This is a genomic window from Halorubrum sp. 48-1-W, from assembly GCF_003287355.1.
Classification (GTDB): Archaea; Halobacteriota; Halobacteria; order Halobacteriales; family Haloferacaceae; genus Halorubrum.
On record NZ_QMIM01000040.1, the window covers coordinates 1 to 26,915 of the forward strand.

General features: G+C 68.7%; 29 protein-coding genes. 15 read left to right on the forward strand and 14 right to left on the reverse strand.

Features of this window, described 5'->3' with window-relative positions:
- Nucleotides 1-443 precede the first annotated feature (443 nt).
- A complete protein-coding gene (locus DQW50_RS15775; RefSeq protein WP_112080244.1) occupies nt 444-1,034 on the reverse strand; it encodes a 50S ribosomal protein L15e in 591 nt (196 codons plus the stop codon).
- A 284-nt stretch (nt 1,035-1,318) separates the two neighbouring features.
- Here DQW50_RS15775 and DQW50_RS15780 point away from each other — a divergent pair, with 284 nt between their 5' ends.
- Both DQW50_RS15780 and DQW50_RS15785 read left to right on the forward strand, forming a co-directional pair.
- Nucleotides 1,319-1,507, forward strand: coding sequence for a type II toxin-antitoxin system ParD family antitoxin (locus DQW50_RS15780; protein WP_112080221.1), 189 nt, complete (start codon nt 1,319-1,321; stop codon nt 1,505-1,507).
- Entirely contained in the window at nt 1,500-2,222 is a 723-nt protein-coding gene (locus DQW50_RS15785) for a queuosine precursor transporter (protein ID WP_112080245.1), read from the forward strand. The genes DQW50_RS15780 and DQW50_RS15785 overlap by 8 nt, the downstream gene beginning before the upstream one ends.
- A 27-nt stretch (nt 2,223-2,249) precedes the next feature.
- On the opposite strand, the gene DQW50_RS15790 is transcribed toward DQW50_RS15785, so the two are convergent.
- Nucleotides 2,250-3,308, reverse strand: a complete 1,059-nt coding sequence (locus DQW50_RS15790; RefSeq protein ID WP_112080222.1) for a hypothetical protein — start codon at nt 3,306-3,308, stop codon at nt 2,250-2,252.
- A 99-nt stretch (nt 3,309-3,407) separates the two neighbouring features.
- Here DQW50_RS15790 and DQW50_RS15795 point away from each other — a divergent pair, with 99 nt between their 5' ends.
- Entirely contained in the window at nt 3,408-4,139 is a 732-nt protein-coding gene (locus DQW50_RS15795; protein WP_112080223.1) for a DUF5781 family protein, read from the forward strand.
- 17 nt (nt 4,140-4,156) lie between these two features.
- On the opposite strand, the gene DQW50_RS15800 is transcribed toward DQW50_RS15795, so the two are convergent.
- Nucleotides 4,157-5,536, reverse strand: coding sequence for a hemolysin family protein (locus tag DQW50_RS15800; protein WP_112080224.1), 1,380 nt, complete (start codon nt 5,534-5,536; stop codon nt 4,157-4,159).
- Nucleotides 5,537-5,716: 180 nt separating this feature from the next.
- Here DQW50_RS15800 and DQW50_RS15805 point away from each other — a divergent pair, with 180 nt between their 5' ends.
- The 3 genes from DQW50_RS15805 (at nt 5,717) to DQW50_RS15815 (ending at nt 7,276) form a co-directional block, all read left to right on the forward strand.
- The gene (locus DQW50_RS15805; RefSeq protein ID WP_112080225.1) at nt 5,717-5,983 is read left to right on the forward strand and encodes a glutaredoxin; all 267 of its coding nucleotides are present in this window, start codon (nt 5,717-5,719) and stop codon (nt 5,981-5,983) included.
- A complete protein-coding gene (locus DQW50_RS15810; protein ID WP_112080226.1) occupies nt 5,983-6,492 on the forward strand; it encodes a redoxin domain-containing protein in 510 nt (169 codons plus the stop codon). Before DQW50_RS15805 ends, DQW50_RS15810 begins: the two co-directional genes overlap by 1 nt.
- Before the next feature lie 205 nt (nt 6,493-6,697).
- The gene (locus DQW50_RS15815) at nt 6,698-7,276 is read left to right on the forward strand and encodes an L-threonylcarbamoyladenylate synthase (protein ID WP_241964463.1); all 579 of its coding nucleotides are present in this window, start codon (nt 6,698-6,700) and stop codon (nt 7,274-7,276) included.
- Between the two features lie 53 nt (nt 7,277-7,329).
- Here DQW50_RS15815 and DQW50_RS15820 read toward each other — a convergent pair whose 3' ends face one another.
- Nucleotides 7,330-7,596, reverse strand: a complete 267-nt coding sequence (locus DQW50_RS15820) for an HAH_0734 family protein (protein WP_112080228.1) — start codon at nt 7,594-7,596, stop codon at nt 7,330-7,332.
- Nucleotides 7,597-7,895: 299 nt separating this feature from the next.
- Here DQW50_RS15820 and DQW50_RS15825 point away from each other — a divergent pair, with 299 nt between their 5' ends.
- A complete protein-coding gene (locus DQW50_RS15825; protein WP_112080229.1) occupies nt 7,896-8,510 on the forward strand; it encodes a universal stress protein in 615 nt (204 codons plus the stop codon).
- Between the two features lie 22 nt (nt 8,511-8,532).
- Here DQW50_RS15825 and DQW50_RS15830 read toward each other — a convergent pair whose 3' ends face one another.
- A complete protein-coding gene (locus DQW50_RS15830; protein WP_112080230.1) occupies nt 8,533-10,353 on the reverse strand; it encodes a ribosome biogenesis/translation initiation ATPase RLI in 1,821 nt (606 codons plus the stop codon).
- A 1-nt stretch (nt 10,354) separates the two neighbouring features.
- On the reverse strand, nt 10,355-10,663 hold the full coding sequence (locus DQW50_RS15835) for a hypothetical protein (RefSeq protein WP_112080231.1): 309 nt from the start codon (nt 10,661-10,663) through the stop codon (nt 10,355-10,357).
- A gap of 472 nt (nt 10,664-11,135) precedes the next feature.
- Here DQW50_RS15835 and DQW50_RS15840 point away from each other — a divergent pair, with 472 nt between their 5' ends.
- Nucleotides 11,136-11,417 carry a helix-turn-helix domain-containing protein gene (locus DQW50_RS15840; RefSeq protein WP_112080232.1) on the forward strand — a complete coding sequence of 94 codons (282 nt, stop codon included), beginning with the start codon at nt 11,136-11,138 and terminating at the stop codon, nt 11,415-11,417.
- Here the strand turns inward: DQW50_RS15840 and DQW50_RS15845 are convergent.
- A complete protein-coding gene (locus DQW50_RS15845; protein ID WP_112080246.1) occupies nt 11,414-11,692 on the reverse strand; it encodes a hypothetical protein in 279 nt (92 codons plus the stop codon). The genes DQW50_RS15840 and DQW50_RS15845 overlap by 4 nt on opposite strands.
- A gap of 170 nt (nt 11,693-11,862) precedes the next feature.
- Between DQW50_RS15845 and DQW50_RS15850 the strand changes: the two genes are divergently transcribed.
- Nucleotides 11,863-12,843 (forward strand): NAD(P)-dependent oxidoreductase, encoded by a 981-nt coding sequence (locus tag DQW50_RS15850; RefSeq protein WP_112080233.1) that lies wholly within the window; start codon nt 11,863-11,865, stop codon nt 12,841-12,843.
- A gap of 9 nt (nt 12,844-12,852) precedes the next feature.
- Here the strand turns inward: DQW50_RS15850 and DQW50_RS15855 are convergent, their stop codons facing one another.
- Nucleotides 12,853-13,716, reverse strand: coding sequence for a DUF6663 family protein (locus tag DQW50_RS15855; RefSeq protein WP_112080234.1), 864 nt, complete (start codon nt 13,714-13,716; stop codon nt 12,853-12,855).
- A gap of 193 nt (nt 13,717-13,909) precedes the next feature.
- On the opposite strand from DQW50_RS15855, the gene DQW50_RS15860 reads away from it, so the two are divergent.
- Entirely contained in the window at nt 13,910-14,539 is a 630-nt protein-coding gene (locus tag DQW50_RS15860; RefSeq protein ID WP_112080235.1) for a methyltransferase domain-containing protein, read from the forward strand.
- Nucleotides 14,540-14,572: 33 nt separating this feature from the next.
- Here DQW50_RS15860 and DQW50_RS15865 read toward each other — a convergent pair whose 3' ends face one another.
- Both DQW50_RS15865 and DQW50_RS15870 read right to left on the reverse strand, forming a co-directional pair.
- The gene (locus tag DQW50_RS15865) at nt 14,573-15,019 is read right to left on the reverse strand and encodes a type IV pilin N-terminal domain-containing protein (RefSeq protein ID WP_112080247.1); all 447 of its coding nucleotides are present in this window, start codon (nt 15,017-15,019) and stop codon (nt 14,573-14,575) included.
- Between the two features lie 309 nt (nt 15,020-15,328).
- Complete coding sequence (locus DQW50_RS15870; protein WP_112080236.1) at nt 15,329-16,717, reverse strand: hypothetical protein; 1,389 nt, start codon at nt 16,715-16,717, stop codon at nt 15,329-15,331.
- A gap of 225 nt (nt 16,718-16,942) precedes the next feature.
- On the opposite strand from DQW50_RS15870, the gene DQW50_RS15875 reads away from it, so the two are divergent.
- The 4 genes from DQW50_RS15875 to DQW50_RS15890 all read left to right on the forward strand — a co-directional run bounded on the left by DQW50_RS15875 (nt 16,943) and on the right by DQW50_RS15890 (nt 20,602).
- The gene (locus DQW50_RS15875) at nt 16,943-18,262 is read left to right on the forward strand and encodes a hypothetical protein (RefSeq protein ID WP_241964461.1); all 1,320 of its coding nucleotides are present in this window, start codon (nt 16,943-16,945) and stop codon (nt 18,260-18,262) included.
- A 73-nt stretch (nt 18,263-18,335) separates the two neighbouring features.
- On the forward strand, nt 18,336-18,866 hold the full coding sequence (locus tag DQW50_RS15880; protein WP_112080237.1) for a DUF5817 domain-containing protein: 531 nt from the start codon (nt 18,336-18,338) through the stop codon (nt 18,864-18,866).
- A 93-nt stretch (nt 18,867-18,959) separates the two neighbouring features.
- Nucleotides 18,960-19,976 carry a PGF-CTERM sorting domain-containing protein gene (locus DQW50_RS15885; RefSeq protein WP_112080238.1) on the forward strand — a complete coding sequence of 339 codons (1,017 nt, stop codon included), beginning with the start codon at nt 18,960-18,962 and terminating at the stop codon, nt 19,974-19,976.
- A complete protein-coding gene (locus DQW50_RS15890; RefSeq protein ID WP_241964462.1) occupies nt 19,973-20,602 on the forward strand; it encodes a hypothetical protein in 630 nt (209 codons plus the stop codon). The genes DQW50_RS15885 and DQW50_RS15890 overlap by 4 nt, the downstream gene beginning before the upstream one ends.
- A gap of 8 nt (nt 20,603-20,610) precedes the next feature.
- Here DQW50_RS15890 and DQW50_RS15895 read toward each other — a convergent pair whose 3' ends face one another.
- Both DQW50_RS15895 and DQW50_RS15900 read right to left on the reverse strand, forming a co-directional pair.
- The gene (locus DQW50_RS15895) at nt 20,611-20,946 is read right to left on the reverse strand and encodes a hypothetical protein (RefSeq protein WP_112080239.1); all 336 of its coding nucleotides are present in this window, start codon (nt 20,944-20,946) and stop codon (nt 20,611-20,613) included.
- 205 nt (nt 20,947-21,151) lie between these two features.
- Nucleotides 21,152-21,988, reverse strand: coding sequence for a ubiquinol-cytochrome c reductase iron-sulfur subunit (locus DQW50_RS15900; RefSeq protein ID WP_112080240.1), 837 nt, complete (start codon nt 21,986-21,988; stop codon nt 21,152-21,154).
- 186 nt (nt 21,989-22,174) lie between these two features.
- On the opposite strand from DQW50_RS15900, the gene ppc reads away from it, so the two are divergent.
- Nucleotides 22,175-24,877 (forward strand): phosphoenolpyruvate carboxylase, encoded by a 2,703-nt coding sequence (gene ppc / locus DQW50_RS15905; protein WP_112080241.1) that lies wholly within the window; start codon nt 22,175-22,177, stop codon nt 24,875-24,877.
- 224 nt (nt 24,878-25,101) lie between these two features.
- Here the strand turns inward: ppc and DQW50_RS15910 are convergent, their stop codons facing one another.
- Both DQW50_RS15910 and hmgB read right to left on the reverse strand, forming a co-directional pair.
- Nucleotides 25,102-25,557, reverse strand: a complete 456-nt coding sequence (locus tag DQW50_RS15910) for a 30S ribosomal protein S19e (RefSeq protein WP_112080242.1) — start codon at nt 25,555-25,557, stop codon at nt 25,102-25,104.
- 103 nt (nt 25,558-25,660) lie between these two features.
- The coding region (gene hmgB / locus DQW50_RS15915) for a hydroxymethylglutaryl-CoA synthase (protein ID WP_112080243.1) at nt 25,661-26,915 on the reverse strand (1,255 nt) is incomplete at its 5' end.

The following is a 26,915-nucleotide window of genomic DNA, read 5'->3' on the forward strand; positions in this document are numbered from 1 at the left end:
TTGTCGGATTCATCCCCGCGCTAAAGCCCGGGGCTTTCTCCTTGAGTTTCCGTAAGTTGATGAGAGAGAACACCTCCAAAGCCCCAGTCGCGAGGAGGCTGTACGCTCACTGCGCTCCTCACTCGGTCGCTATCGCTCCCTCGTTGTGGTGCTTGTGTCGCCTACGGCCTCCTCGCGACTGCCCCTTTGAGTCCCACCCGACCGCCCCGCACCGCACAGCCCCGCACCTCACGCCTCCCCAGCCTCGTTGCTCGCGCTTTTCAAGCGCTCGCAACTCCCTCGCGGGCGGTTCGCGCCCTCCGGGCGCTCACCGGAACGCGCCACCGCACCGGATCGGGACGACCGTCGTATCGGATCGGGACACTGACCGCCGAGCGTCGCCACTGTCCGATGAATAAACGGGAGAAGTCGATCGTGTCGGACGCGGAGCGGTCCGCGTCGTCCTACTTGCCCTGACGGTCGTTGCCGGTGACCGACGGGCGGGTCTTCTCGGTTCCCTTGCCGCGTTTGCGCTGGCCGCGGCCCTTGGTGCCGGCGGAGGTGAGCCCGCGGAACGCCCGACCCCGGTGGTCGTCCGAGCAGATCCAGTTGAGGTCGTCGTCGTTCTCGATCGCGGGGTGGGCGGGATCGACCAGGATCACTTCGTGCCACTTCTGGGAGCCGTCCTCGCCGACCCAGTAGGAGTTGAGCACGCGCAGGTTGCGGTACTTCCGGGAGGCGCGCTCCTCGGCAATGCGCTGGATCGACTTGCGCCGCGAGAGCCGGTTGACGCCCTGCCGCTTCGAGCGACGGCCGGCCTTGTGACGCTGCTTGCGCGAGCCGCCCTTGCGGACGCTCACGCGGGCGACGATAACGCCCTGTTTCGCCTTGTAGCCCAGTTCGCGGGCCTTGTCGAGTCGGGTGGGGCGATCGACCCGCTCGATAGCGCCCTGGTCGCGCCACTCCTGTTTGCGCTGCCACTGGAGTTCCGCGAGTTTCCCCTCCTTGGGGGACCGCCATGCGTCCTTGATGTGCGAGTAGAAGCTTCGTGCCATGATTTCGTCCACGGACGCTTGCGATTCGGCCGGAACCCGGCCACATGTCGTCTCGTCCCGGGCGAGCGTTCGGAGACCGAACGCCACCCGGCGGCGAGTGCCCGCTGGACGTCCGTACCAGCGAGTTACCGCTCACTTTCCCGCGTTCGATCATAAGGGCTTCGCTCCGTGGCGGGCGTGTCGACGGCTCACACGCCGGGACGTGAACGACCCCCGGGTGCCGGGGTCACGGGGTGACTGCGCGCTCGTCAGCGTTATATATATTCTCTATAGAATACTCGAGTATGCCCAAGATAAGCGTCGAGATACCCGGGGAGCTGTTGGCGGACCTCGACGAGCACGTCGGCGAGGACGGGAAGTTCGTGAACCGGAGCGACGCGGTCCGGGCGTCGATCCGCAAGACGCTCGACACGCTCGACGAGATCGACGCGCGCCACGGCCGGCTGGAGGACGACGGTGACGCGGATGAGTAACCGATCCGCCGATCCGGGAACCGAGCGACTCTTCGCGGTCGACCCGCTCTCCCGGCCGGCGGTGGCCGTGGTAGGGCTCGTGGCGCTCTTCGTCACCGCGCTCGCCACCGCGCAGGTCACCGCTGCGAAGGTGCTCGCGCTCCCGCTACCCGTCGCGCTCCCGGTCGTCGGTCCGGAGGTCCTCCTCCCCGGCGCGGCGCTCGCGTACGCCGTCACCTTCTTCGCGTCCGACTGTCTGGCCGAGCTGTACGGCCGCCGGACGGCCCAGGTCGTCGTCAACGTGGGATTCGCGATGAACTTCGTCGTGCTCGCACTGGTGTGGTCGACGCTCGCCGCGCCGGGCGTCGACCCCGAAGTTTCCGCCGCCTTCGGGACCGCGCTCGGGCCGACGACCAACGTCGTCGCCGGGAGCCTGCTGGCGTACGTCGTCAGCCAGAACGTCGACGTCGTGCTCTTCCACGCGATCCGCGACCGGACGGGAGCGAAGAACCTCTGGCTTCGGAACCTCGCGTCGACGGCGACGAGCCAGGCGATCGACACCGTGATCTTCGTGTCGGTCGCGTTCCTCGTCGCGCCGACCCTCCTCGGGGCCGGGGACGCGCTCCCGCTCGGAGTGGTCGGGGCGCTGATCGTCGGCCAGTACCTCCTCAAGCTGGCGATCGCCGTCCTCGACACGCCGTTCGTCTACCTCGTCGTCGGCGCGGTCCGGGAGTAGCGCGGCGACGGACGCACTCGTTCGAAGTCAGGCGACTGCGAGCGCCCGCGGGACCGCTTCGGGGAGGTCGACCGGGACCCGCTCGAACCGGTCGCCCCCGTCCGTCGTCCGAAAGAGGCCGCGGTCGGTGAGCGCCCAGAGTTCTCCCCGCTCGGTCCCCGACGCCAGGACCGCCCGGTAGGTCCCCTCGCCGGTCGGAACCCCCCGGTCGTCGAGCCGTTCCCAGGTCGCCGTCCGTCCCGGTCCGTCCCCGTCCATCCCCTTCCCGTCGGCTCCCGCGTCCCCCGCGCCCCCGTCTCCGTCGACCCGTCGCCGATACAGGTAGGCCTCGCCCCGCCGGTGGGCGTCGTTCGCGCCGCTCGCGGCGCTGACGAGGACGCGACCGGGGTCGCCGGGATCGACGGCGAGTCCCCAGACGTATCCGTGATCGAGACCGCTCTCCGCGACCTCGAAGGAGCGTCCCCGGTCGTCGCTCTCGGCGTAGCCGTCCCCCGCGGCGACGTACACCCGGTCCGGGGCGTCCGGGTGGGTCGCGATCGTGTGGGTGTCCCGGCGCGATCCCGGGGGGCGATCGGTCCACGTCTCGCCGCCGTCGGGGGTGACGACGAGCGCTCCGGCCTCGATCCCGACGTACCACCGGTCCGGGTCGTCGGGACAGGCCTCGATCCACCGGACGTGATGGGTGTCGGGACGCGGCGGGAACGACCACTCCGACGCGGAGTGAACGTCGGGCAGCCCGACGACGCGCTCGATCGACTCGCCGCCGTCCGCGGTCCGGTACAGCCGTGAGGGTTCGGTTCCGACCCAGGCCACCGCCGGGTCGTGCGGGCTCGTCGCGAGCGCGGTGACCGCGTCCGGGCCGGTCCCGCCGGGGCCCAGCGTGTCCGGAGCGATCCGCTCGAACGGCTCGCCCGCGTCGACGGAACGGAACAACCCGGCGTCGAACGTCCCCGCGAACACGCGCTCGGGGACCTCGCGGTGGACCGCCACACACTCCACGCGACGCCCGTCGAGGCGGGTCGTGACCCGACCGGTGTCGACGTCGACCACGCGAATCCCGTCGGCGTAGGCCGCGTACGCGTTCATGCTCGCGAGGACGGCAGGCGGAAACATAAGCGTGGACGCTACGGGGAGAACGCGGGCGCCGCAAGCGATTTACCACCTCACGTCGTGGTAACGGTAGGCATGGATCTCCGCGTACAGGGGGACGTACCCCCCGACCCGTTTCTCGGCGCTGCCGACCTGTTCGAAACCGAGTTCTCGCTCGAGGATCCCGTCTACGTCAAGGTTCGGGACGACCCCGACGAGCGGACGTGGGCCGGCCACTACGCCGACCACCACGTCCTCAACGTCTCCCGACGCGCCGCCACCAGCGCGATGGCCCGCGAGTTGGCGGTCCACGAGCTCTCACACATGGCCCGCTACGAGGAGGGCCACGCCTCACACGTCCAGTCGACCGAGGAGGCGCTGTACCTCGGGCTCGCCGGCGAGACCGTCGAACGACGGAAACTCGCGCACTGTTATCAGATCGCGAACCACATGAAGGACATCTACGCCGACGACATCACGCTCTCCGTCGCGCCCGCCGACAAGCTGGTCGGCTTCCTCGAGTCGACGCTGGCGGCCGCCGTCGCGGACCGGCCGGACCCGAACCGGGCCGGGTCGCCGCCGGTGACCGCCGGGGCGGACCCCGAGATCACCGCGGTGAACGCGGCGTTCGCGCTGGCGTTGGTCGAGCGCCACGGCCTCGCGGAGCCGAGCCACCGACTGTACGACCTCGCACGTGCCGCCGGGAGCGACGCTGGGAACGTCGACGTCGACGGGTTCAAACGGCGGTTCCTGGAGTTGGGGCCCGATCCCACGGAGAGCGCGTACCGGAAGGCGCTCGTCTCGGCCGCGCGAGCGTACGCGGTGTAGGTTTGTCGACGAACCGGTCACTCCGGCTCGTCGGCCGGGAGCCCCTCCGGGTCGGACTCGGCGGATTCCCCGGGGACCGCCCCGGCTTCGTCGAGGACGGTGACCCGCGCCTTCATGATCCGGGTGTTGTCGACGCGTTCGATGCGGATCCGGACGCCGTCGAACTCGATCTGTTCGCCCTCCTCGACGAGCCGGCCCGCGCGGTTGAACACGAACCCCGCGAGCGTCTCGAACTCCTCACCCTCGGGGAGGTCGATGCCGAGCATCTCGTTGACCTCGTCGATGTTGACCTCCCCCTGGACGACTGCGACGTTCTCCTCGATGAACTCGATCGGCTCGGGCTCGTCGCCCTCCAGGATGTCGCCGACGATCTCCTCGACCATGTCCTCCAGGGTGATGATCCCCTCCGTGGTTCCGAACTCGTCTATCACGATCACCATCTGGAGGCGGTTGTCCTGCATCTCCTCCAACAGGTCGTCGGCGTTCTTCGACTCGGGGACGTGGAGGGTGGGTTTGACGACCCGCTCCAGGGAGGGTTCCCCCTCCGAGTAGTTGAGCTCGCGGACCAGATCGCGGACGCTGATGATGCCGACGATGTTGTCGAGGTTGCTGTCGTAGACCGGGACGCGCTCGTGGTCGGCGTGGACGCACGTCTGGATAGCCTCCTCGACGGTGGCCTCCTTCGAGACCGCGGTGACGTCGAGTCGGGGGGTCATCACCTCCTTGGCGATGGTGTTGTTGAACCGGAAGATCCGGTCGAGCATCTCGCGTTCCTCCTCCTCGATGACGCCCTCCTGTTCGCCCGTCTCGATGATGTCCTGGATCTCGTCGCGCGTGACGTACGTCGATTCGATGGCCGCCGAGCCACCGATGACCGCGTTGATCGCCTGAACGATGCGGTCGAAGAAGACGACGAGCGGGTACAGCGCGTACTCCGAGAGCTTCAACGGACGGGCGATCTTGAGCGCCCACGACTCGGTGTTCTCGACGGCGTAGGACTTCGGCGCGCTCTCGCCGAAGACCAACACCAGCGCGGTGATGCCGAACGTCGTCGCCAGGACGGACTGCCCACGCGAGAGGTAGATCCCGAAGAGCGCGGTCGCGATGGACGTCATCGCCACGTTGACGATGTTGTTTCCGACGAGGATGGTCACCAACAGCCGGTGCGGGTTCTCTTTCAGGCTACGGATCGTCCTCGCCCCGGGAACACCCTCATCGACGAGGCTGTCGACCCGGTGTTGCGGCAGCGAGAACATCGCGATCTCCGAGGAGGAGAAGAACCCCGAGAGGGCGATCAACACGATGATCGCGAGGACCCCGAGGAGGGTCACGGTGGTCTGTCCCGGCACCGGCAACTGTAGCAGGCCGGCTGTCAGTACGGTCGACGACAAGCCCATTCTCGTTCCACTTCCGGCGGCACGCAGTTAAAGGGTTACCTTCGACCCGCACGGTCCCGACCGTGGCGAGGCGGGAGTCGAGCCGTCGTGTCGCGACGGAGTGAGCCGTCGTGTCGCCGCAGAACGAGCCGTCGTGTCGCGGGCGACACGGTTACCCCTTCCGCGGCCGAAACGGGACGCATGACGGATCCACAGATCACCCTGTACCGGCTCCAGGCGTGCCCGTACTGCGAGCGTGTCGTGCGAACGCTCGACCGCCTCGGGATCGACTACCGGTCCCGGTACGTCGAGCCGATGCACTCCGAGCGGAACGTCGTCAAGCGCGTCTCCGGCGCGCGGAGCGTTCCGGCGCTCGTCGACCGTGAGACGGGCGTGACCATGTCCGAGAGCGCCAACATCGTCGAGTACCTCGAAGGCACGTACGGAAACGAGGGGGCGGGTGCGTGATGCCGGCGTTCGACGTCGTCGAACTCCCCGAGACGGACCACGTGACGGCGGGCGAGACCGCCCCCGAGTTCACCCGGCCGCTCGTCGGCGAGGAGTTCTGGGAGGACCGCTCGCTCTCGACCGTCGTCGACGGGCCGACGCTTCTGGTCTTCCACCCGATGGACGGCGCGTTCCAGGCGACGTACGTTTACAACGAGATCGACGACCGCGGATGGGCCGACGCACTCCCCGTGTACGGCGTCTCGATCTCCTCGCCGTACGAGCACAAGGACTTGCTCGCCGAACGCGGCGACGGCGTCCGAGTCTTCTCGGACCCGAGCGCGTCGGTCGTCGAGACGTACGGCGTCGCCCACGACATCGACGGGATGGAGGGTATCACGGAGGCGCGTCCGGCCGTCTTCCTGCTCGACGCCGACCGGGTCGTCCGGTACGCCTGGGTCGGCAGCGAGCATCCCTCGTTCCCCGACTACGACGCGGTCGAGGCGGCGATCGACGACCTCCTCCAGTGAGGACCCGTACCGCTTCGACCGAGGAGGCCCCGAACGGTCCCGGGGAGGTGTGCCCGGCTCGATCCGACCCGCTATCCTTTTTCGCTCCCGTCGCCTACGTCGTCTCGTGACCGACGACGCCGACACGGGCGCCGAAGATCGCCGACGCGACGCCGAGAACCGACGACTCGATGACGACGGGCCAGCCGGTGTCGATCGCGACTCCCTGCGACGGGCCGTGGGCGCGGTCGCGTCCGGCGGACTCGTCGTCTACCCGACCGAGACGGTGTACGGGCTCGGGGGCGACGCCCTCGACGCGAGCGCGGTCGAACGGGTGTTCGAGACCAAGGGGCGCGACCGCGACGACCCGCTCTCGCTCGGCGTCGCGAGCGTCGACGACGCGCTAGCACACACCCGACCGACCGCGCTCGCGCTCGCGTTCATGCGGGCGTTCCTCCCGGGTCCGGTGACGGTCGTCGTCGAACGGGACCCGTCGGTTCCCGGCGCGCTGACCGGCGGCCGCGACCGGGTCGGCGTGCGCGTCCCCGACCACCCGATCGCCCGCGCACTCTTGGAGGAGGCGGGACCGCTCACCGCCACCAGCGCGAACGTTTCCGGAGGCGGGAGCGTCACGCGCGTCTCCGACCTCGACGAGCGGGTGCGCGACCGGGTCGACGTGGTGATCGACGGCGGCGAGACCGGGGGAGCCGAGAGCACGGTCGTCGACCCCGAGCACGGCGAGATACACCGGCGCGGCGCGATGGCCGGCGCGATCGAGGCGTGGCTCGCGGACCCGCCGGTGTGAGGTCGGAAACAGGGGAGAAAAGCCGCGAAAGCGGCCGGAGACGGTCGTTTCGGTCAGACGGACAGGTCGCCCTTCGCTTTGATCACGTCGAGCGCCTCGGCGTCGACGGTGTCGACGTCGAGCCAGTGAGGGACGTACTCGCGCTTCTCGTAGGCCTCGCGCTCGTCGGGGGTGCCCACGGTACACCAGAGCTGCGGCTCGTCGGGGCCGTGCCACCCGCCCTGCGTGCTGATCCCGAAACAGACCAGCTCCTCGCCCTCGTACTCGATGATCGCGTCCCGACGGATGCCGGGGTCACCGCGGACGATGAGGTGTTGCATGCCTCCGGGTTGGCGGGTTCATCGCTTAATCGCTTCGGTCCGGACGATCCGGTAGCGCGTCCTCGACCACCCGGCCCGTTCGAACGGCCGATCCCGGGTGTCACGGATAACGCAGTTCAGAAACCCAACCAGTACTAGATGTGTGATCAGAGATCGTCCGTGTATAATCATCTATCAGGTACCGAATCGGGATAGATAATGATAATCGTCTATCCTGTCGAAAATTGTTAAGTGGTTCGGATTTGTAACAAAGGGTAGAGAAGACGGGCGTCCATCGGACGGCTCGTCGACGACCGACCATGTCAGCAGACATCGACCCCGACACGAACCGTCACGGAGCAGAGCCGACCGTCCGGACCCCCGAGGGAACGGGGCTCGGCGCGGCCGATGACGACCGCGACGCCGACGACCGCGACGCCGACGACCGTGTGAGCGGTCCCTCCCCCGCCGACGAGCCGACCGCCGACGCTGACCCGACCGCCCCTGCTGTCGGCCTCTTCGAACGCGTGCTCGTCGTCACCGACGGTACCGAGACCGGCGAGGCGGCGGTCGAGGCGGGGATCGACCTCGCGTCCGCACACGACGCGACGGTCGACGCGCTGTACGTCGTCGACACGACCGAGGCGTGGGACGTGGTCGTCGAGCGTCACGAGCGCGAGGGCGAAGCCGCCGTCGAGGCCGCGGAGGCCCGTGGTCGGGAGCGCGGCGTCGACGTCGAAAAGCGGTTCCGGTACGGCACCGCCCACGAGGAGGTGCTCGGTTTCGCCGACGCACACGACGTCGACCTCGTCGTCCTCGGCTCGGCCCGTCGCACCGGGCTCGACCGGCTCGTCCGTCCCGAACCGCTCCCGACCCGGGTTCAACGCGGTGGTTCGGTCCCCGTGCTGGTGGTCGGCGTCGACGACGAGATCTGACCCGACGGAGCGACGACCCGCCTCAGGGAGCGTAGTAGTACTCGCCGTCCCGTTTCTGCTGGCGGTCCTTCTGTGAGTCCGGCTTGTTGATCCGCGGGCGGCCCGTCCGTTCGTCGCGTCGGAACGTGATGTCGAGGTCGGCGAGGAAGTCGTTCATCCCCGCGCGCATCTCCTGTGGGCGGGTCGCGCGACCGCGCTCGGCCGGCTCGCCGTCGAACACCATCAGGCGGTCGGCCAGCAGGTCGATCATGTAGATGTCGTGGTCGATCACCATCACGGTCGCGTCGTGGTTCTCCGCGTACCGCCGGATCGCGGTCGTCGCGCGCACGCGCTGTTCGACGTCCAGGTGTGCCGAGGGCTCGTCGAGCAGGTAGAGGTCGGCGTCCTCCGAGAGACACGCCGCGATCGCGACGCGCTGTCGCTCGCCGCCCGAGAGGTCCGTGAGGTCCTGTTCCATGATCCGGTCGAGCTGGAGCGGGCCGGCGACCTCCGTGTTCCAGTAGGAGCTACCGAACTCGTCGGTGATCGACGAGAGGAACGCGTCGACCCGCATCGGCTGGTCGATCTCGATGTACTGCGGCTTGTACGCGATGTCGAGCTCGAAGTCGAGGACACCGGCGTCGGGCTCCAACGACCCCGCGAACAGCTTCGCGAGCGTCGACTTCCCGATCCCGTTCGGGCCGACGATCCCGAGCACCTCGCCTTCGCGGATCGCCCCGCCCTCGACGTGGAGTTCGAACTCGCCCGCGCCGTAGGACTTCGTGAGGTCCGGGTACTCCACGATCGGCGTCCCTTTCGAGGAGACGCGCGGAGCGTGTTCCTCGAAGGTGATAGCGGAGGGACGGATCCGCATGTTCTCGTTCTCGAGGTACCCCTTGAGGTACTCGTTGATCCCGTTGCGGACCGACTTCGGGTCCGTGATGACCCCGTACGCGCCCGGCTCCCCGTACGCGACGTGGAGCGTGTCGGCCAGCAGGTCGAGGATCGCGAGGTCGTGTTCGACCACGAGCATCGACCGCTCGGCGTCGCCGTCGTTCGCCAGCTCCTCGATGAGCCGTGCCGCGACCATTCGCTGTCCGATGTCGAGGTACGGGGTGATCTCGTCGAGGAAGTAGAAGTCGGCGTCGCGCGCCAGACACGCAGCGATCGCGACGCGCTGGAGCTCGCCGCCGGAGATCGAGTCGATGTCCTGGTCCATCACCGGCCGGATGTTGAGCCGATCGATGAGGTCGTCGAGCGCGCCGCGCTCGTCGGTGCGCTCCAGGAGGTCACGGGTGTTGCCGTCGAACTGCTTGGGGATCTGATCGACGTACTGGGGCTTCCGGGCGACGGTGACGTCACCGGCCTCGAGCGCGGCGAGGTAGTTCTGGAGGCCGGTGCCGCGGAAGCGGTCGAGGACCCGTTCCCACTCCGGGGCCGTCTCGTAGTCACCGAGGTTCGGGACGCGCTCGCCCGCGAGCGCGTGGACCGCCGTCGACTTCCCGATCCCGTTGGGTCCCAGAATGCCGGTGACGTTTCCGGGCTCGGGGGTCGGGAGCCCGTACAGCGCGAACGCGTTCTCGCCGTACCGGTGGACGGGGTCCTCCGACAGCTCGGAGGGGAGGTTGATGATCTCGATCGCGTCGAACGGGCACTTCTCGACGCAGATACCGCAGGTCTCGCCGAGACAGATCTCCTCGGAGATCCGGATCTGGTCGGGGTCGCCCTCGTCCGCGTCCTCGCCGCGCTCGGTGATACACTCCTTGCCGGTGCGGTTCGGCGGACAGTAGTTCGCACACTCGTAGTTACACCGGTCGGGCTGGCACCGATCCAGGTCCACGACCGCGATGCTGTCGTCGGCCATCTCAGAAGGTCACCGCCGAGGTGAGAAGCACCGTGTAGCTGATGAACCACAGCGTGAACGTCATGAACGCCACGTAGAAGTTGTCCTTGACGCCGAAGTCGGCGATGTCGACGCCGAAGACGCTGTACACCGGGTACTGGAGGAACACGAACGCGCCAAACACGACCAGCGCCATCGTGTCGGCGGCGTCGGCGGGGTCGGTCCCGACGTAGACGGCCGACACCACGCCCGCGGCGATCCCCGCGAGACAGCAGATCGTGGTGACGACCACGCTCCGGGTGTGCCCGGAAACTCCCGATTCGTCGCTCATACCTACGGATCCGCCATCGCCCGTGAAAAACCGTTCGTTCCGCCCGCATCACGCGTTCGTTCCGCCCGCATCGCGCACGAGCGGGGTCGGACGATCCCGCGTTCGATCCGCGCACGTCCCGGCGTCTCGCGTTCGATCCACTCACGTCCCGTGCCATTCGTGTCCCGTTCCGCCTCGTACCTCCGTGATCCGCCCCGTCCCCGATAACGTCGAACACCTATCACACTACAGATATTTTTATCGGACGGTCATCCGACCGGATCGTTCCGAGCGCTATCCACCCGATCGGGCCAGCCGCTGTGGGGGGTGCGCGCGAGGTTCGAACCCTGACTGACTGGTCAGTCCATCGGCGGGTTTGCGGCATATATAACCGGTATCCGTCCGGGGAACAAGCAATAATTACTGGTATGTCGCCCAATATCGGGTGTTAGGCATCAACATTTATGCCTGTGTGTGGTTTCGATTCGTAGCGATGGCTAGAACCCAAACGGAGGGTCTCGACGACCTCCCGCCGAGCGCCAAACTCGTCTTCAAGGTACTCGAATACAACGGACCGCTGACACAGAAAGGGATCGTTCAGGAATCGATGCTGTCCGCCAGGACCGTCCGCTACGCCCTCGAACGGCTCGAGGGGATCGACGTCGTCGACGAGGACGTCTACTTCGCTGACGCCCGGCAGAACCTCTACAAACTCACCGAGCCCGCCCAGGAGTTCACGAGCGGGGACCGGGACGCCTCCTGTACGGCCGATTAACTCCGCCCCTCGCGTCCGACCGACCGGGCTCCGCGTACCGCCTCGAACACGGTGAGCGCTATCGCGACTAGAAGCGCGGACGTGGCCGCGAACACGAACGCTAACAGCGCGAACCACACGTCGGGACCGACCACCGGGTACTCGCGGACCTCCGCGATCGGCCCAAGGAGTTCCAGCGTGCGCGTGAGGTATAACAGGAACGCCACCGAGACCCCGACGGCGAGCCCGACGCGGACGTTCCGGTAGAACGCCAGCGACTCGAGCAGCACGAGCATCGGGGGTTTGTCCGTCGTATCGTCGCTCACGCGTCCTCGTAGCGACCACACCCGCAAAGAGCCGTCGGAACGTGCTCGCCCGTCGGGTCCCGAGCGAGCGGAACCGGTCGGGGGAGACGGGATACCCTCGAAGCCAACGGGACTAAGACGGCCTCGATCCATTCGAACGTATGAAGCGAGTGCTTCTCTCGGCGTTTTCGATGATCGACCCGGAGACGTACCGGGAACGGTTTCGGGACGCCGTCGACGAGCCGGTCGAGATCGAGGTCGCGGACCTCGGGTCGACGGAGCGACTGCTCGAGGTCGGTGCGGGGTTCGACGCGGTCGTGGTCGACGTCGACACGCCGGTGACCGCCGAGGCGATAGACGCGCTCGGGGACGAACTCGAGGTGATCGTCCGCGCCGCGGTCGGCGTCGACAACGTCGACGTCGCCGCCGCGGCCGACGCCGGCGTTCAAGTGACGCGGGTACCGGAGTACTGTACCGACGAGGTGGCCACCCACTCCCTCTCGCTGCTCTTCGCCTGTCTCCGGTCCGTGACGGCGTACGACGACGCGGTCGCCGACGGCCGCTGGACGTGGGAGGAGGGACGCCCGGTCCGCCGGGTGAGCGAGTCCACGATCGGCCTGCTCTCGTTCGGCCCCATCGCGAGGCGGGCTGCGGAGCAGCTCTCGGGGTTCGGCGCGGAGCTCCTCGCGTACGACCCGTTCGTCGACGGCGACCTGATGGACGACCACGACGTCGAGAAGGTCGCGTTCGAGACGCTGTTCGACCGGAGCGACCACGTCGCGGTGTACACCCCGCTGACCGAGTCGACCCGTGGGCTCGTCGACGCCGACGCGCTCTCCCGGCTATCGTCCCACTCCGTCGTGGTCAACGTCGGACGCGGCCCCGTGATCGACGCCGACGCGCTGCTGGAGGCGCTGGAGTCGGGGACGATCAAGGCTGTGGGCCTCGACGTCCTGACGGCAGAACCGCCCACGGACGACCCGCTCGTCGGCCGCGACGACACGGTCGTCACGCCACACGCCGCCTGGTACAGCGAGGACGCCCGCGAGGAGTTGAATCGGAGCGCCGCTGACGACGTCGTTGCCGTCTTCAACGGCGAGGTCCCGGACGGCCGCGTCGATCCGGACGCCGACTGGCTGTGAATCGGGCGCTCACAACCGGTCGGTGAGGTCGAACCCAGAGGTTCCTTCGTCGTCTCGCGCGTCCCTCTCCCCGTCCCCATCGGGTTCGGCCTCTCCACCGGTCCCTCCGTCTCCATCGGGTTCGTTCGGCGTGCCGTTCCCCTCCGGCTCCGTTCGCCCGCGATCGGCCGTCTCGATCCTGTCGACGCCGGCCGACTCCAGTCCCGTGGCCAACCCGTCGCCGAGCCCGTAGGTGTCCCGAACCGTGCGCGCGAGCACCCCGTCGCGCTCGAAGACGACGTAGACGGCGACGAAGTCGTGGCCTGCCGGCCGAAGCACGAACACCTCGCGGGGGCCGTCGTCCGCCCGGGTCTCGTCGACCCGAGCCACGAGCGGTTCCACGGGGATCCGGGCGGATCGAAGTTCCGCGAACGTGTCGGTCCCGGGACCGTCGGCGAACAGGTAGAGCGCGCCGTTCGGGTCGCCGTCGGTCGATCGTGTCGTGACCGACCCCACCGCTTCCCCCTCGGCGCGGATCGCTCGCCACAAGTCGACGGCCGCCTCGAACATCCCGTCGATCTCGTCGGCGAACCGGAACCGGTCCTCCCGGACGGTCGTCACCTCGGCGAACCGCGCGGTACCGTCGTCCCACGCGAGCGTCGCGTCGACGACGGCCCCGGGATCGAGCGTTTCGACACGCTCGGCGAGTTCTCCCTCGTAGCCGGTGGCGGTCGCGTACAACGGGTCGTACGCCTCCGTCGCGTCCGGATCGGTCGGGTCGACCGTCTCCTCGGGCAGTTCGACGAGGACGAACTCCGCGGGTCCGTCGCCGCCGTCGAGGGGTCGCGGACGACGGTCGTGGACCCGAAACCGGCCGGTCGTCGTCGGGTTCATGGCAGTCGAACGGGCCGTCGTCGGATAAGACGGTCGGAACCGGAACCGGCAGTGGGCGGGCGTCGACGGCCTCGTCGGATCCGCGTCGGTACGGTCGGGCCGGATCCGCGTCGGTACGGTCGGGCCGGATCCGTGTCGGTACGGTCGGGCCGGATCCGTGTCGTTATGCGTTCGGCTCCCCAAGGATCGGGCAATGGGGATCCTCGAGGACAAGTCGAACGCCCGACTGTTCTACAAGTACCTCTCGAAGGTGTACGACCGGGTCAACCGGTTCAATTGGACCGAGGAGATGCGGACGGAGGCGCTCTCGTGGCTGGAGTTCGGCGAGGACGACCGCGTGCTCGACGTCGGCTGTGGGACCGGGTTCGGCACGGAGGGACTCCTACAGCACGCGGAGGACGTCCACGGGCTCGACCAGAGCGTCCACCAGATGGAGAAGGCCTTCGAGAAGTTCGGGAAACGCGATCGGGTCAACTTCTACCGCGGCGACGCGGAACGGCTCCCCTTCCGCGACGGGACCTTCGACGTGGTCTGGTCGTCCGGCTCGATCGAGTACTGGCCGAACCCCGTCGAGGGGCTCAGGGAGCTCCGCCGCGTCGCGAAGCCGGGGGGACAGGTGCTCGTCGTCGGTCCCGACTACCCGCACAACCGGGTCCTCCAGCGGGTCGCCGACGCGATCATGCTGTTTTACGACGAGGACGAGGCCGACCGGATGTTCGAAGCAGCGGGCTACGAGGAGTTCGAACACCACATCCAGCGCGCGACCCCGCGGAGCCCGCGGGCGATCACGACCGTCGCACGGGTTCCGGAGGACGGGGAGTGAACCGCCTCGGGTTCGGGCGTCCCGAACCCCCGCTCAGCCCGGACGTGCCGTCGCCTCCAGCGTCGCGATCGGTTGCTCACGAACGACGAGCCGAAGCTCGACCCGGTCGCCGGGCTCTATCGACGGGTCGTTCGTTCCGGCGACCCGGAACGAGGCGGAGCCGCCGACGACCCACTCGCCCTCGTTCGCTGCGTTGAACGCGCCGGTCGGGCCGGGTCTGAACCCGGCCGCCGAGAAGAACGGGACCGGCGGCTGCCGCGCCAGCGGCTCGCCGTTCACGCTGACCCGGACCGATAGCTCGTCGACGGCGATCGGGTCGCCGCCGTCGTGTGAGAGCGTGACCCGATCCCCCTCGACGTCCATCGATATCGTCGCGGTCGGGGCCGGATCGGCGGGCGGACCGAGCGTCGTCGCCGCCGTGACGCCGACCGCGAGGAGGATCGTCATTGCGACGAGTAACAGCCCGGCCAGGGGCGCGATCGCACGCGTCGAGTGCGGTACGGGCGGCGTACGTAACGTGGTCGGTGTGGCCGGCGTGGTCGACGTAGTCGGTGTGGCCGGCGTGGTCGACGTGGTCGGTGTGGCCGGCGTGGTCGACGTGGTCGACACGGGTGATGGATCTCGGGACGGCACGGGCCGTCTGGTTCGTCATCGGATAAAAAGGATCGCGGACAAAGGATCGCGGACGGGTGTCTCCGCAGGGACCGGTGCGTCGTACGTCCTCGTCGCGGTCACCCGCCCGTCGTGGTCGGATGGGGTCGTCGCGGTTAGCCTCCGTCGTCGTCGCGGTTAGCCTCCGTCGTCGGTCCCGTTTCCGTCCGCGACGTCGTCCGTTATCCGCGGCGTCTCGATGGGATCGATATCGTCGATGACGGCGACTCGTGGCTCGTCCACGACGGTGATCCGATACGGGTCGGCCGGCGAGAGCGTTCTGACCACGCCGTCCTCGTCGGTGCTCCCGATGGTCTCGCTCGGGGTGCCGCCGGCGCTCTTCGTCACGGTGACCCCCTCGATCGGGTCGCCCGCGTCCGCATCGAGGACCGTGACCGTCACCGGTCCGCCGGGGTACGTTCGGTTGACGGTGACGTTGAACCCGTCCTCGGTCGTCGAGACGGGTTCGGCGTCGGGGAACGTTGCGAGGTCCATCCGTTGGTGTTCGAGGAACACCCGCTCGGTTCCGCCGCTGACGAACGTCCGGAGGGTGCCGAAGTCGTGATCGACGGTGATCCGCTGGAGTGCACCCGCGCCGAGCGCGTCCGCCTCGCGAAGGTCGGTCGTCTCCGGGTAGCTCGCGATCGTCGCGTTTATTGCGGTCTCGCTGTCGAGGTCGTCGCCGCCGCGGTCCCACCGGTCCCGCCGGAGGGACTCCCGCACGTACTGGCCGTCGACGATCGTCGCGAGGGCCAGCGCGTCCGGACTCGATCGGACGTGGATCTCCGTTCCAGGCCGATCGCCGCGAACGGTCTCGAGTGCGACGTCTCGAACGGGGCCGTCGTACACTTGTAGTTGGACCTGGATCGTGCTGACGCGGTCGGGCGTGCTGAACCCGTCCGTCTCCTCGGCGAGCTCGTCGAGCGTGTCGAGCCGACGGTCGTACTCGCGGGCGAGTGCCGCGACCCGGAGCAGTTCGTCGAGGAGTTCACGGTCGGTCAGCTCTCCCGACGCGTGCGCGTTCATCGCCGCCGTCTGCCGGCTGTCAAGGCTCACCTCGCCCTGTTCCACCTCGTTTATCGCAGCGAGGATCCGTCGTTGCCGCTCGGCGTTGGTTTCGGCGTCTTCGATGCGCTGTACCACCGTTTCCGTCCGGAGAGCGGCGTCCGAGTCGCCGACCGCGAGTCCGAGGGAGGTCCCGAGGTTGATCCCCCGGCGGTGGCTCGCGAGCCGCGGTTCGACGTCCGGTGGCGTCGACAACACGCGGAACGTGAGGTTCTCGCCGTGCGTAGAAGTCGGGTCCGCTCCCTGCCCGATCGAGACCGTTCCCTGCCCGATCGGGTCGGGAACCGACCCGGGCGAGTCCGCACCCGACCCGGGCGATCCCGCCAGTGATCCCGTCGAGGGCGACGTATGCTCGACGGTCGACGTTTCGGGGGCCCGGACGTCGGCGGTCGCGGGGTCGATCCCCGCGACGACCGACGAGGCGAGGAGGAGGACGGCGAGGAAGACCGAGAGGGCTCTCATCGTCGCCCGCTTCCGTGCCAAGGGTGAAAAACCCACCCAACTCGGCGGCGGGCGGAGCCGGACAACGGCGACGGACGACAACGAGGTACAGCCGGGCGGGGTTGACACCAGCAATACGGGAGCCACCGCCGTAGACGTAGATATCACCGCGATAGCGGGTTTTCACGGTCGGTGAACTGGAGTATAGAAAGCGTTTTGCCCGGGGCCCGAGTGCCACCGAAGTACATGCGGAACCCCGCGATTCGCGTTCTCCTCGTCGCGTTCCTTGCCGTTGCCCTCGTGGCCGGAGCGGGACTCGCAGTCGGGGAGACCGCCCCCTCCACCCACCCGTCGTCGGCGGATTCGATACGGTCGAGTTCGATAGGAACCGCCCCGTCACCCCAGGTCGATGGAACAGCCGTACCGACGGGTGAGACGCGGATACGGATCGACTTGCGGTCGAACCGTGACGCGCGGTGGGAGGTGGTCGTACGATACGAGTTCGCCGACTCGAACCGGACCGACTCGTTCGAGACCGTCGGGGAGCGGTTCGTCGACGGGGAGGTGGGACCGTCGCCCGCACTGTTCGAGCGGTTCGCCGACGAGGCGAGCCGGAGCACCGGTCGTGAGATGTCCGTGGAGAGCGTCGAACGCGAATACGTCGTCATCGAGGACCCCGAAACGGCGGACGACGCCGACGGGGAGGACACCGTCGATGAAAGCGGGTCGGACGGGAGCGTCGGATCCGGGGACGTCGCTGCGGTCGGGGAGCTGCGGTTGACTTTCGTCTGGACGGACTTCCTCGCGGAGGACGGCGAGGACCTCGTGTTGGGGGACGCGCTGACGACCACGAACAACGAGACTTGGCTCCGGTCGCTCGAGTCCGACCAGACGATCGAAGTGACCACGCCCGAGGGGTACTCCGTCTCGGGGACGCCGGGCGCGAGCGTGACTCTCCAGGACAACGCCGTCGTCATCGAGGGACCGCGGGTGTTCAGCGACGACGACCGCGTCGCGGTCGTGTATTCGCCGACGTCGACGCCCTCGCCGACCGAGGAGGCGCCACCGTGGACGCTGTTGGCGGGCGCAATCGTGCTCGCCGCCGTCGTCATCGCCGGGGGACTCGTCGGGTACCGTCGGTTCGGCTCCGACGGGGATGCGACGTCGGCCGACGGGCCGAACGGACCGGGGGGTACGGCCGGGGCGGCAGCGGCCGGCACAGCCGGGGACGCCGGGGACGAACGCGGTGACGAGCCGGGCGGAGCGGACGACGAGCCCGAGGAGGACCTCTCGCTGCTCTCCGACGAGGAGCGCGTCGAGCGCTTACTCGACCGGAACGGCGGACGGATGCGCCAGGCGGACATCGTCGCGGAGACGGGATGGTCGGACGCGAAGGTCTCCCAGCTCCTCTCAGCGATGGCCGACGAGGGACGGGTCGAGAAGCTCCGGCTCGGCCGGGAGAACCTGATATCGGTGCCCGACGACGCGGACGAGGCGTCCGATTCGGACGACGTGGACGACGCGGACGGTGCCTCGGACGACGACGGCGCGGGCCGCGGGAGCTGATCCGACACGTCCCCATTGCGAGTCCGACGTCGGGAGCCGAGGGTTCAAACGGCGGGACGGCGAACGCGCGGACATGTACGCGGTCGTCGGCTGTACCCGATGCGGAAACCTCTGGCTGGTTCGCGACCCCCGAGCGAGCGAGACGGCCCGCTGCTCGCGATGTGAAACGACCCACCGAACCGCGAAGCTCAAGCGGTTCTTCGAATCCGAGGACCGCGAGGCGGCCCGCGAGGCGCGCGCGGCCTTACTCGCGAAAAAGCGTAGCGAGGGCGACGCCTTCGCGGACGTCGACCACGTCGCGGAGCTCGAACGCGCCGTCGAGGACGCGGGGGTGGACGACCGGGAGTACCTCGAGGCGTCGGGTCTCGACGCCGACGCGGTGTTCGACGCCGGCGCGCGCGCCGAGGGGAGCGTCGGTTCGACGCGCTCGCGCGAGGAGGTCGTCCGGGACGCGGTGAGCGAGGCGGCGGAACCGACCGAGGAGGGGATCGTCGCGTACGCGACAGACCACGGCGTCCCCGCCGAGGCCGCACGCGACCTCTTGGAGAAGCTGACCCGTCGAGGGGAGCTGTCGGAGTCCCGCGGACGCTATCGAACGCTGTGAGCCCGGACCGGACCACGACTTCAGATCCCTCGCGGATACCGCGAGGGTGTTTCGCCGGACAAGACACTTACACCCGGGAGCGGATCGCGGCGTATGGACACGAGAACTACCCTCCTGGCGATCGCCGCCGCGGTCGTGCTCGCGGGCGCGGTGGGGATCGTCGCGGTCCCCGACGCCGTCGACGACCCGCGAGCGGAGACGGACCGGCCTGGACAGATCGACCTCGCGGACGTCGTCGTCGCCCCCGGCGAGATACGGGGGGAGACGGCGACGCTCGACCTCCTCGTTGACCTCCGACATCGCGGGTCGACCGTCGAGAACGTCACGGTTCGTCACCGCGCGATCGACGCGGACTCGGGGCTGCTCGTCGACGAGACGGTCGTCGACGTCGGCGACGTCGACCGCGAGGGAGAGACGACGGTGAACGGTAGCCTCGACGTCGAACGCGAGGGCGGGTATCGCCTCGAGACGGTCGTCTACGCCGACGGCGAGCGGCGTAGCCAACACACCACGCGGGTCGCCGGCGTCTCGGCGCTCACGCCGGCGTACGCGGACTCCTCGGTCGGGTTCACCGACGGGAACGTCTGGCCCACCGTCGCCGTGAGCGTGACCGGGACGACCGAGGAGACGGCGACGCTGTCGGTCTCCGTGTCCGTCACGAACCGCGGCGACGAGGCCTCCGACGCGATCGACCTCCGGCTACTGCTCCGGCAGGCCGACTCCAACGTGATCGCCGACGAGGCGACCGAGACGGTCGGCTCGGTGCGTCCGGGACGCACCGACACCGTGACGACGACGCTCGAGGCCCCGGACGGGTACAACTACTACGTCGACGCCGCGCTCTTCGACGACGACGTGCTGATCGACGAGACGCAGGGCGTCGCCAACCTCGATCCCCAGGAGACGATCACCGCGAACGAGACGGTCCGGGACGTCTCCTTCGAGATCGAGGACTTCGACCGTGGTGCCGGCGACGACGCAGCGGACGAACGCGGGGACGGCGCGTCCGACCGGGAGGACGGGACCGACGACTCGACGCCCGGGTTCGGGCCCCTCGCCGCGCTCGTCGGACTCCTCGCAGTGGCGCTTCTCGCACGGAGGGCGTCATGAACGACGCACCCACAGAGGGCTCGGGGGACGGTTCCGACGACGCCACTCGCGATCGGGCCGGCACCCCCACCGGCGATCCCGCTCGCGACCGCCGACAGACGGAAACCGAGACGAACCGTGACCGATCGACCACCCTACGAGATATCGACGCCATGACCGACACCCCGAACGAAACGGAGACTGCCCCGACGACCGCTTCGACGAACCACCCCGAGACGGACGGAGGTGCCGCCACGGACGGGGGCACCGCGGAGGACGACCCCGAACCGGCCGAGGAGGGCCGATCGCGGCTCTCCCGGCTCTCCTCGGACGACCTCCGCGGACTGCTCGACCGAGTCGGCCTCGCTGCGCTGGTGTTGCTCGCGTTGATCGCGGGCTGGAGCTTCTACAGCCAGACGGGGCGGGCGATCCGGACGTGGCTCGATCCCGCGTACCAGCCGATCGCGCTCGCAGTGTTCAACCTCGCGGTGCTGTTCGTCGCGCTCGCCGGCGTGACCCACCAGCTCCACCGGATCCGCGTCGGAGACGACGAAGACCCCGAGCCGTCCCGGGAGAGTCCAGATCCGTCCCGAGAGGATTCGGATCCGTCCCGAACGGCGGAGTCGCGGGCGTCCGAGGACCGGTAGCGGGGACGCTACTCCTCCGGGAGGTCCTCGGTTCTGGCCGGGATCCGTTCGACCCGTCCCGCGAGCGTCGCGGCGTCGCCGGCGACGGTCGACGCCTCGACGCCGGCCTCGTCGGCGACGAGTTGGACGTGTGCCGCGAGGAGCGCGAGCGCGCGCAGTCCCTCGGATTCGGGATCGTCGGCGGTTCGCTGGGCGAACGTGGTGTCCACCTCGCCATCGCGAACGACGCCGACGTGGATCGCCTCGATCCCGTCGTCGTCGAGCAGATCCCGAGCTCGCTCGAGTTCGGCCGCGAATTCGTCACTGCTCGCCTCGTTTTCCGCCGATCGCTGGTCGTCGCTCATGGGTGGAGTTCGGCCGAACGAGGGAAAAGCGCCGCGCTCCGAGTCGGCACGTGACGATGTGTCGGTCGGAAAGGGGGACGGATCGGAACCCGTGGTGCGTCGGAAACGGTGGATCGGTGAGAGATGAACCGGGGGCGGCCGTCGCGCCGCGAGCCGGAGGCGGCCGTCGCGCCGCGAGCCGGAGGCGGCCGTCGCGCCGACGCGATCAGTCGTCCGGACGCGGGCGGGCGACGAACAGCGCCTGTTCGAGCGTGAACGGGTCGTACCCGGACTGGTGACAGACGCAGTAGGTGCCGTCGTCGACGCCGTACCGGGCGGACTCCTCGAGCTGTTTGTAGCCGGGGATACAACAGAAGTGAGTACAGACGTTGAGGTACGCCATGAACCCCTGGTCGGTCGACGCCTCGATCCACTCGTTCTGTTGGGCGGCCTCCTCGATCCGCGTCGAGCGGATGACGGTCGCGTTGAGCGTCGAGTCGGCGTCCTCGGAGCGCCACGTCACCGCAGCGGGCTTCCCGACGCCGTCGTTGCCGACGCCGTTGCCCCAGGAGTCGTAGTCGTCGAAGTCGTCGATGTGGATCTGGTCGCCCGAATCGTAGGTGTCGTCCTGCCAGTCGTACGCGCCCGGGCTCGCCCGGAAGAGGTTGTCCGACTCGAAGTTCGGAGCGACGTTCTCCTGTGACTCGACGCCGCAGTACTGGAACCACGCGCCGGAGTACGTGCGTCCGCCGAGCTGCTCTTGGGCGACCTCGACTTCGATACCGTTCTGCTCGACGGTCTGGACCTCCGGCCAGATCCCCTCGATATAGCCGTCGTCGGTGACGCGAACCGGAATCTGCGGGAGGCCCCGCGGGGCCGGGCCGGTCACCAGGGCGATCGTCATCGCGGTGGTCTGTCCGCCGCCGACGCCGCCGGCCGTCGTCAGGGTGTTCACCGTCACCGACCCCGCCGCACCGACCCCCGCGAGGGCCGCCCCTCCGACGACGCCCTTGACGAAGCGCCGCCGCCCGGACTCGGCCGGGTACTTGTCGGACATGCTCATATCGATCGGTTCGGGGTGGATCGGTAAAAAGGGTGACGAACCCGACGGCTCGCGCCGGTTCGATGGGGGAGAGCTCCCGTCACGCCGAACCCCCGCCGTCGAACTGTCACGAATATTCACTCACTGCCGAGGCAAACATTCGTCGAGACGGCGGTTTTAACCGGAACCCGACGAAGTGTGCGTGGTATGGAGTTGCACAATCGGAGCGTGCGGACGGACGTTCGCGAACTCGGCGCACTGCTCGGTGACGTCCTCGCTGTACAGACCTCGACGGAGGCCTACGAGACGGTCGAGGACCTCCGGACGGCCGCGATCGAGTATCGTCGAGGCGACGCGTCGAGCCGCGACGCACTGGAGGAGACCATCGATGACCTCTCCGGGCCACGCGAGGACGTCGTCGCACGGGCGTTCACGACGTACTTCGAGCTGATCAACCTCGCCGAGGAGCGCGAGCGCGTCCGCGCCGTCAGGAACGCGGACGCCGACGGGTCGCTACACGACTCCCTCGAGGCGACCGTCTCGGAGCTCTCCGCGGCCGGCGTCGAGGCCGACGAACTTCGGAGCCTGCTCTCGGACGTGCTCATCGAGCCGACGTTCACCGCCCACCCGACGGAGGCGCGACGGGCGACGGTCAAAGCGAAGCTCCGATCGATAGCGACCCACCTCGAGGAGCTGGACGAACGCGACATGACCGACCGCGAGCGCGACGCCGTCTGGCGTGACGTCACCGCCGAGGTGACGAGCCTGTGGGGGACCAGACAGGTACGCCAGCGGCGCCCGGAGCCGGGAGACGAGGCCCGAAACGTCCAGTGGTACCTCGAGAACACGCTGTTCGACGTCGTCGGCGACGCCTACGAGGAGTTCGAGGAGATCATCTCGAGCGAGTACGAGGGCGTCGGCTGCCCGAAACTCTTCGAGTTCCGCTCGTGGGCCGGGTCGGACCGCGACGGCAACCCGTTCGTCACGCCGGAGGTGACGGCGGAGACGCTCGAGCGACAGCGGGACGTCGCGATCGGAAAGTACCGCGACCAGTGTAAGCGGCTCTCGGCCGTGTTGAGCCAGGACGGCGAACGGTACGCCATCGAGGGGCCGCTCCGCGAGTCGCTCTCAGCGGACGCGGAGCGCTTCCCGACGGTGGTCGAGGAGGCCCGCGAGCGGTACCCCGACGAGCCGTACCGCCAGAAGCTGAAGCTGATGCGTGAACGACTCGACCGCGTCGACGACGTGCGCCCCGGGGGCTACCCGGACGGCGAGGCGTTCCTCGCGGACCTCGACGTCATCGCCGAGTCGCTCTCGCTCGACCGCAACGACGTGGTCCGGACGTCGTTCATCGACCCGCTACGCAGGCAGGTCGACACGTTCGGGTTCGTCCTCGCGTCGCTCGACGTCCGGGACCATCGCGAGAACCACACCGAGGCCGTCGCCGAGGCGGTCGCGATCGAGGGCGTCGACTACCGCGGGATGGACGAGACGGCACGCGCCGAGTTCCTCACCGACGCGATACTCCAGGACGACCCCGTCGTCGACGTCGACGCTCTCGGCGACGTCTCGGAGACGACCGACCGCGTGTTCCGTCGCTTCCGCGAACTCGCCGACTGGCAGGCGGAGTACGGCACGCAGGCGATCGACACCTACTGTATCTCGATGACGGAGGAGCCGAGCCACGTCCTCGAGGTGCTCTTCTTGGCCGACCAGGTCGGCGTCGTCTCGCTTCCGGACCACTGCGGGCTCGACGTCGTCCCGCTCCTGGAGACGGAGTCCGCGCTCAACGGGGCCGAGCGGATCCTCGGGACGCTCTTCGAGAACGAGGCGTACGGAACCGCCCTCGAGACCCGCAGGGGAGTCCAGGAGGTAATGCTCGGCTACTCCGACTCCAACAAGGAGAACGGCTTCCTCGCAGCGAACTGGGACCTCTACAAGAACCAGCGCCGGCTCGCGAGCTTCTGCCGCGAGGAGGACGTCACCCTCCGGCTGTTCCACGGTCGGGGTGGGTCCATCTCCCGCGGCGGCGGACCGATGAACGAGGCGCTTCTCGCGCTCCCGAACGAGACGGTCACCGGCCAGGTGAAGTTCACCGAGCAGGGCGAGGCGATTGCCGAGAAGTACGCCAACCACCGGATCGCCGAGCGCGAACTCGAGCAGATGCTCGACGCACAGATGCGCGCCCGCCACGAGGCCAACGAGGAGCCGACGGAGAACGTCCCGGACGAGTGGGTCGACGCGATGGAGACGATGGCGCCGGCGGCCCGGAAGGCCTACCGCGACCTGTTGAGTTCCGACGGGTTCGTCTCCTACTTCGGACAGGCGACACCCATCGGCGTCGTCGAGGACCTCAACCTCGGCTCCCGACCCGCCTCCCGCAGCGGGGAGCGCACCGTCGAGGACCTCCGGGCGATCCCGTGGGTGTTCTCGTGGACGCAGACCCGCCTCATCCTCCCCGGCTGGTACGCGGTGGGCTCGGGGCTCGACGCCTACCTCGAGGCGGTCGACGAGGAGGCGGGGCTCGCGACGCTCCGGGAGATGTACGAGGAGTGGCCGTTCTTCCGGACGACGCTCGACAACTGCGCGCTCTCGCTCGCCCGGACGGAGCCGGAGATCGCCGCCGAGTACGCCGACCTGGCGGACGACGACCTCCGCGAGCGGTTCTTCCCCCGACTCGTCGAGGAGTACGAGCGCGGGCGCGAACTCGTACTCGCGGTTAGCGGCCGCGACGACCTCATCCGGCGCGACTGGCTCGCCGAGAGCCTCGAGCGGCGGAACCCCTACGTCGACCCGCTCAACCTGCTCCAGGCCGACCTGCTCGGCCGGAGCGACCGGACCGAGGCGGAGGAGCGGACCCTTCGGCTCACCGTCAACGGCATCGCCGCCGGCATGAAGAACACCGGGTGAGATCCGACGACGGACGCCATCGAACGGGTCGCCGACGGGAGCACGTGGTGGAGAAGTAGCGGAGAGCGTGAGGGTGGCGGGATTTCAGTTTTGATATAGCGGGATACGGTACACGACACGACGGCGGGGCCGATCGGGGCTCAACGTCGCTCAACGCGAAGAGCACCGCTACCGCCGACGAGCCGGGGGCTCACGGCAGGTGGACGAACAGTGGGAGAGAAAACCTACGCGTAGCGTTCGAGTTCGGGCCGGTCGAGGTCCTCGAAGACCTCGCTCGCGACCTCCGAGAGGAACGCCTCGCCCTCGTCGGAGAGCCGGCGACCCTCGCCGGCGGCGGTCGTGACGAGCCCCGCCTCCTCGAGCGCCTGAAGGGACGCGCGAATGAGCTTGCGGGAGCCGCCCTCGTGCTCGCCGGGGCGGACGACGTAGCGGTTCGAGCCGCGCTTCTTCGAGCCGTACTCGGTGGCGAGCCGTTCGATGCCGATCGGCTCGTTCTGTGCGACCTTACGGAGGAGGCTCGCCGAGCGAACGTACCAGAAGTCGTCCTGCTCGGGCGGGAGCTCCCGACCCGCGCCGCTCTTCGTGAACTCCACCCAGTCGGGCTCGTCGATCCGCTCCTCGAGTCGCGCCGCGACGGCCTCGATGAGGGCGTCCGCCGGCACGTCGTAGATGGTTACCATTAGGGGAGAATTCAGCCCAAGGTCGTTTAAACCCATCGTATTCGAGAGCCGTCGTGTGAGCCGTTTTCACGGAGAACGGCGAGGCTGTCGGTTCGCCGGGAGGCTACTCGACGTACTCGTATTTCCGCTCGTTCATCCGACCCCAGCCGGTGAAGACGAACTCGCCTTCGGGGGCGGTGAACTCCTCGATCTCGCGGTCGAGGTCCTTGTCGTACTCGTGGATGTCGTGGACGTCCTCGTACTCCTCCCAGGTGAGGTCGTAGCGGCTCGCGAGCTGCTCGTCGATGTCGAGCGCGTCGATCTCGGAGCGCCAGCCCTCGCGGACCGTCTCCGCGTGGATCTCCGCCTGCGCGCCGGAGCCGTAGGAGGCGACGAGCAGCGTCTCCCCGACGAAGTCGCGGTCGCGCTCGAGGGCGTCCCGCAGGGCGCTCACGCGGGCGACGTGGACCGACGAGGTGTACCAGTTGCCGACCTCGCGGGAGAGCCCGAGCGTCGGCTCGACGACGTCGTCGTACCACGTGCGGTACTGCTCCGTCCGCTTCAGCTGGTCCATGTACTCGCGGATCGCCTCCTCGTAGGCCTCGCGGTCGTCGTACTCGCCCTCGCGGGGCTGGCGGCCGATCTCGCCGGCGAGGTCGTCCTCGTACTCCGTGTCGCGGATCACGTGGCGGTACGCGAGCAGGGCCGCCTTCCGGACCATCCCCGGGAACGGGGTGTGGAAGGGGGCGTACGCGAAGTCGTCGAGTGCGATCTTCCCCGCGACCGACTCGTAGTCCTCGAGCGCCTCGCGCATCCGCGAGAGGTACACCTGCATCGAGCGCTTGCCGTCGACGCTCGGGAACTGCTGGTTCGGCTTCAGGAAGTCCGTCTCGTCCTTCGATCCGTACCCCTGGTCGTTCGAGAGTTCGACGAGGCTCGGCTCCTCGTCGATGAGCATCGCGACCGCGCCCGCGCCCTGGGTCGCCTCGCCGGGGTCGCCGCGGGCGTACAGCGCGGTGTCGGTCGCGACCACGATCGCCGCCCGGCCGCGGTTCCGCCCCGCGCGGATCCAGTTGTACGCGTCGTCGACGGCCTGCGTGCCGGCGACGCAGGCGAACTTGCGCTCGCCCTTGTTGGCGTGCGTGAAGTCGCCGTCGTACACCTTCTCCAAACAGCCCGCGATGTACGTCGAGACGGGTTTCGAGTGGTCGAACGCCGACTCGGTGGCGACGTCGATCCGCCCGATGTCGTCGGGCTCGAGGCCCTTGCGGTCCATCAGGCGCTTGGCCGCGTTCGCGCCCATGGTGACGATGTCCTCGTAGATGTCCGGGAACGAGGAGTTCGTGAGCCCGAGCCCCTTCGTGTACTTCTCCGGGTCG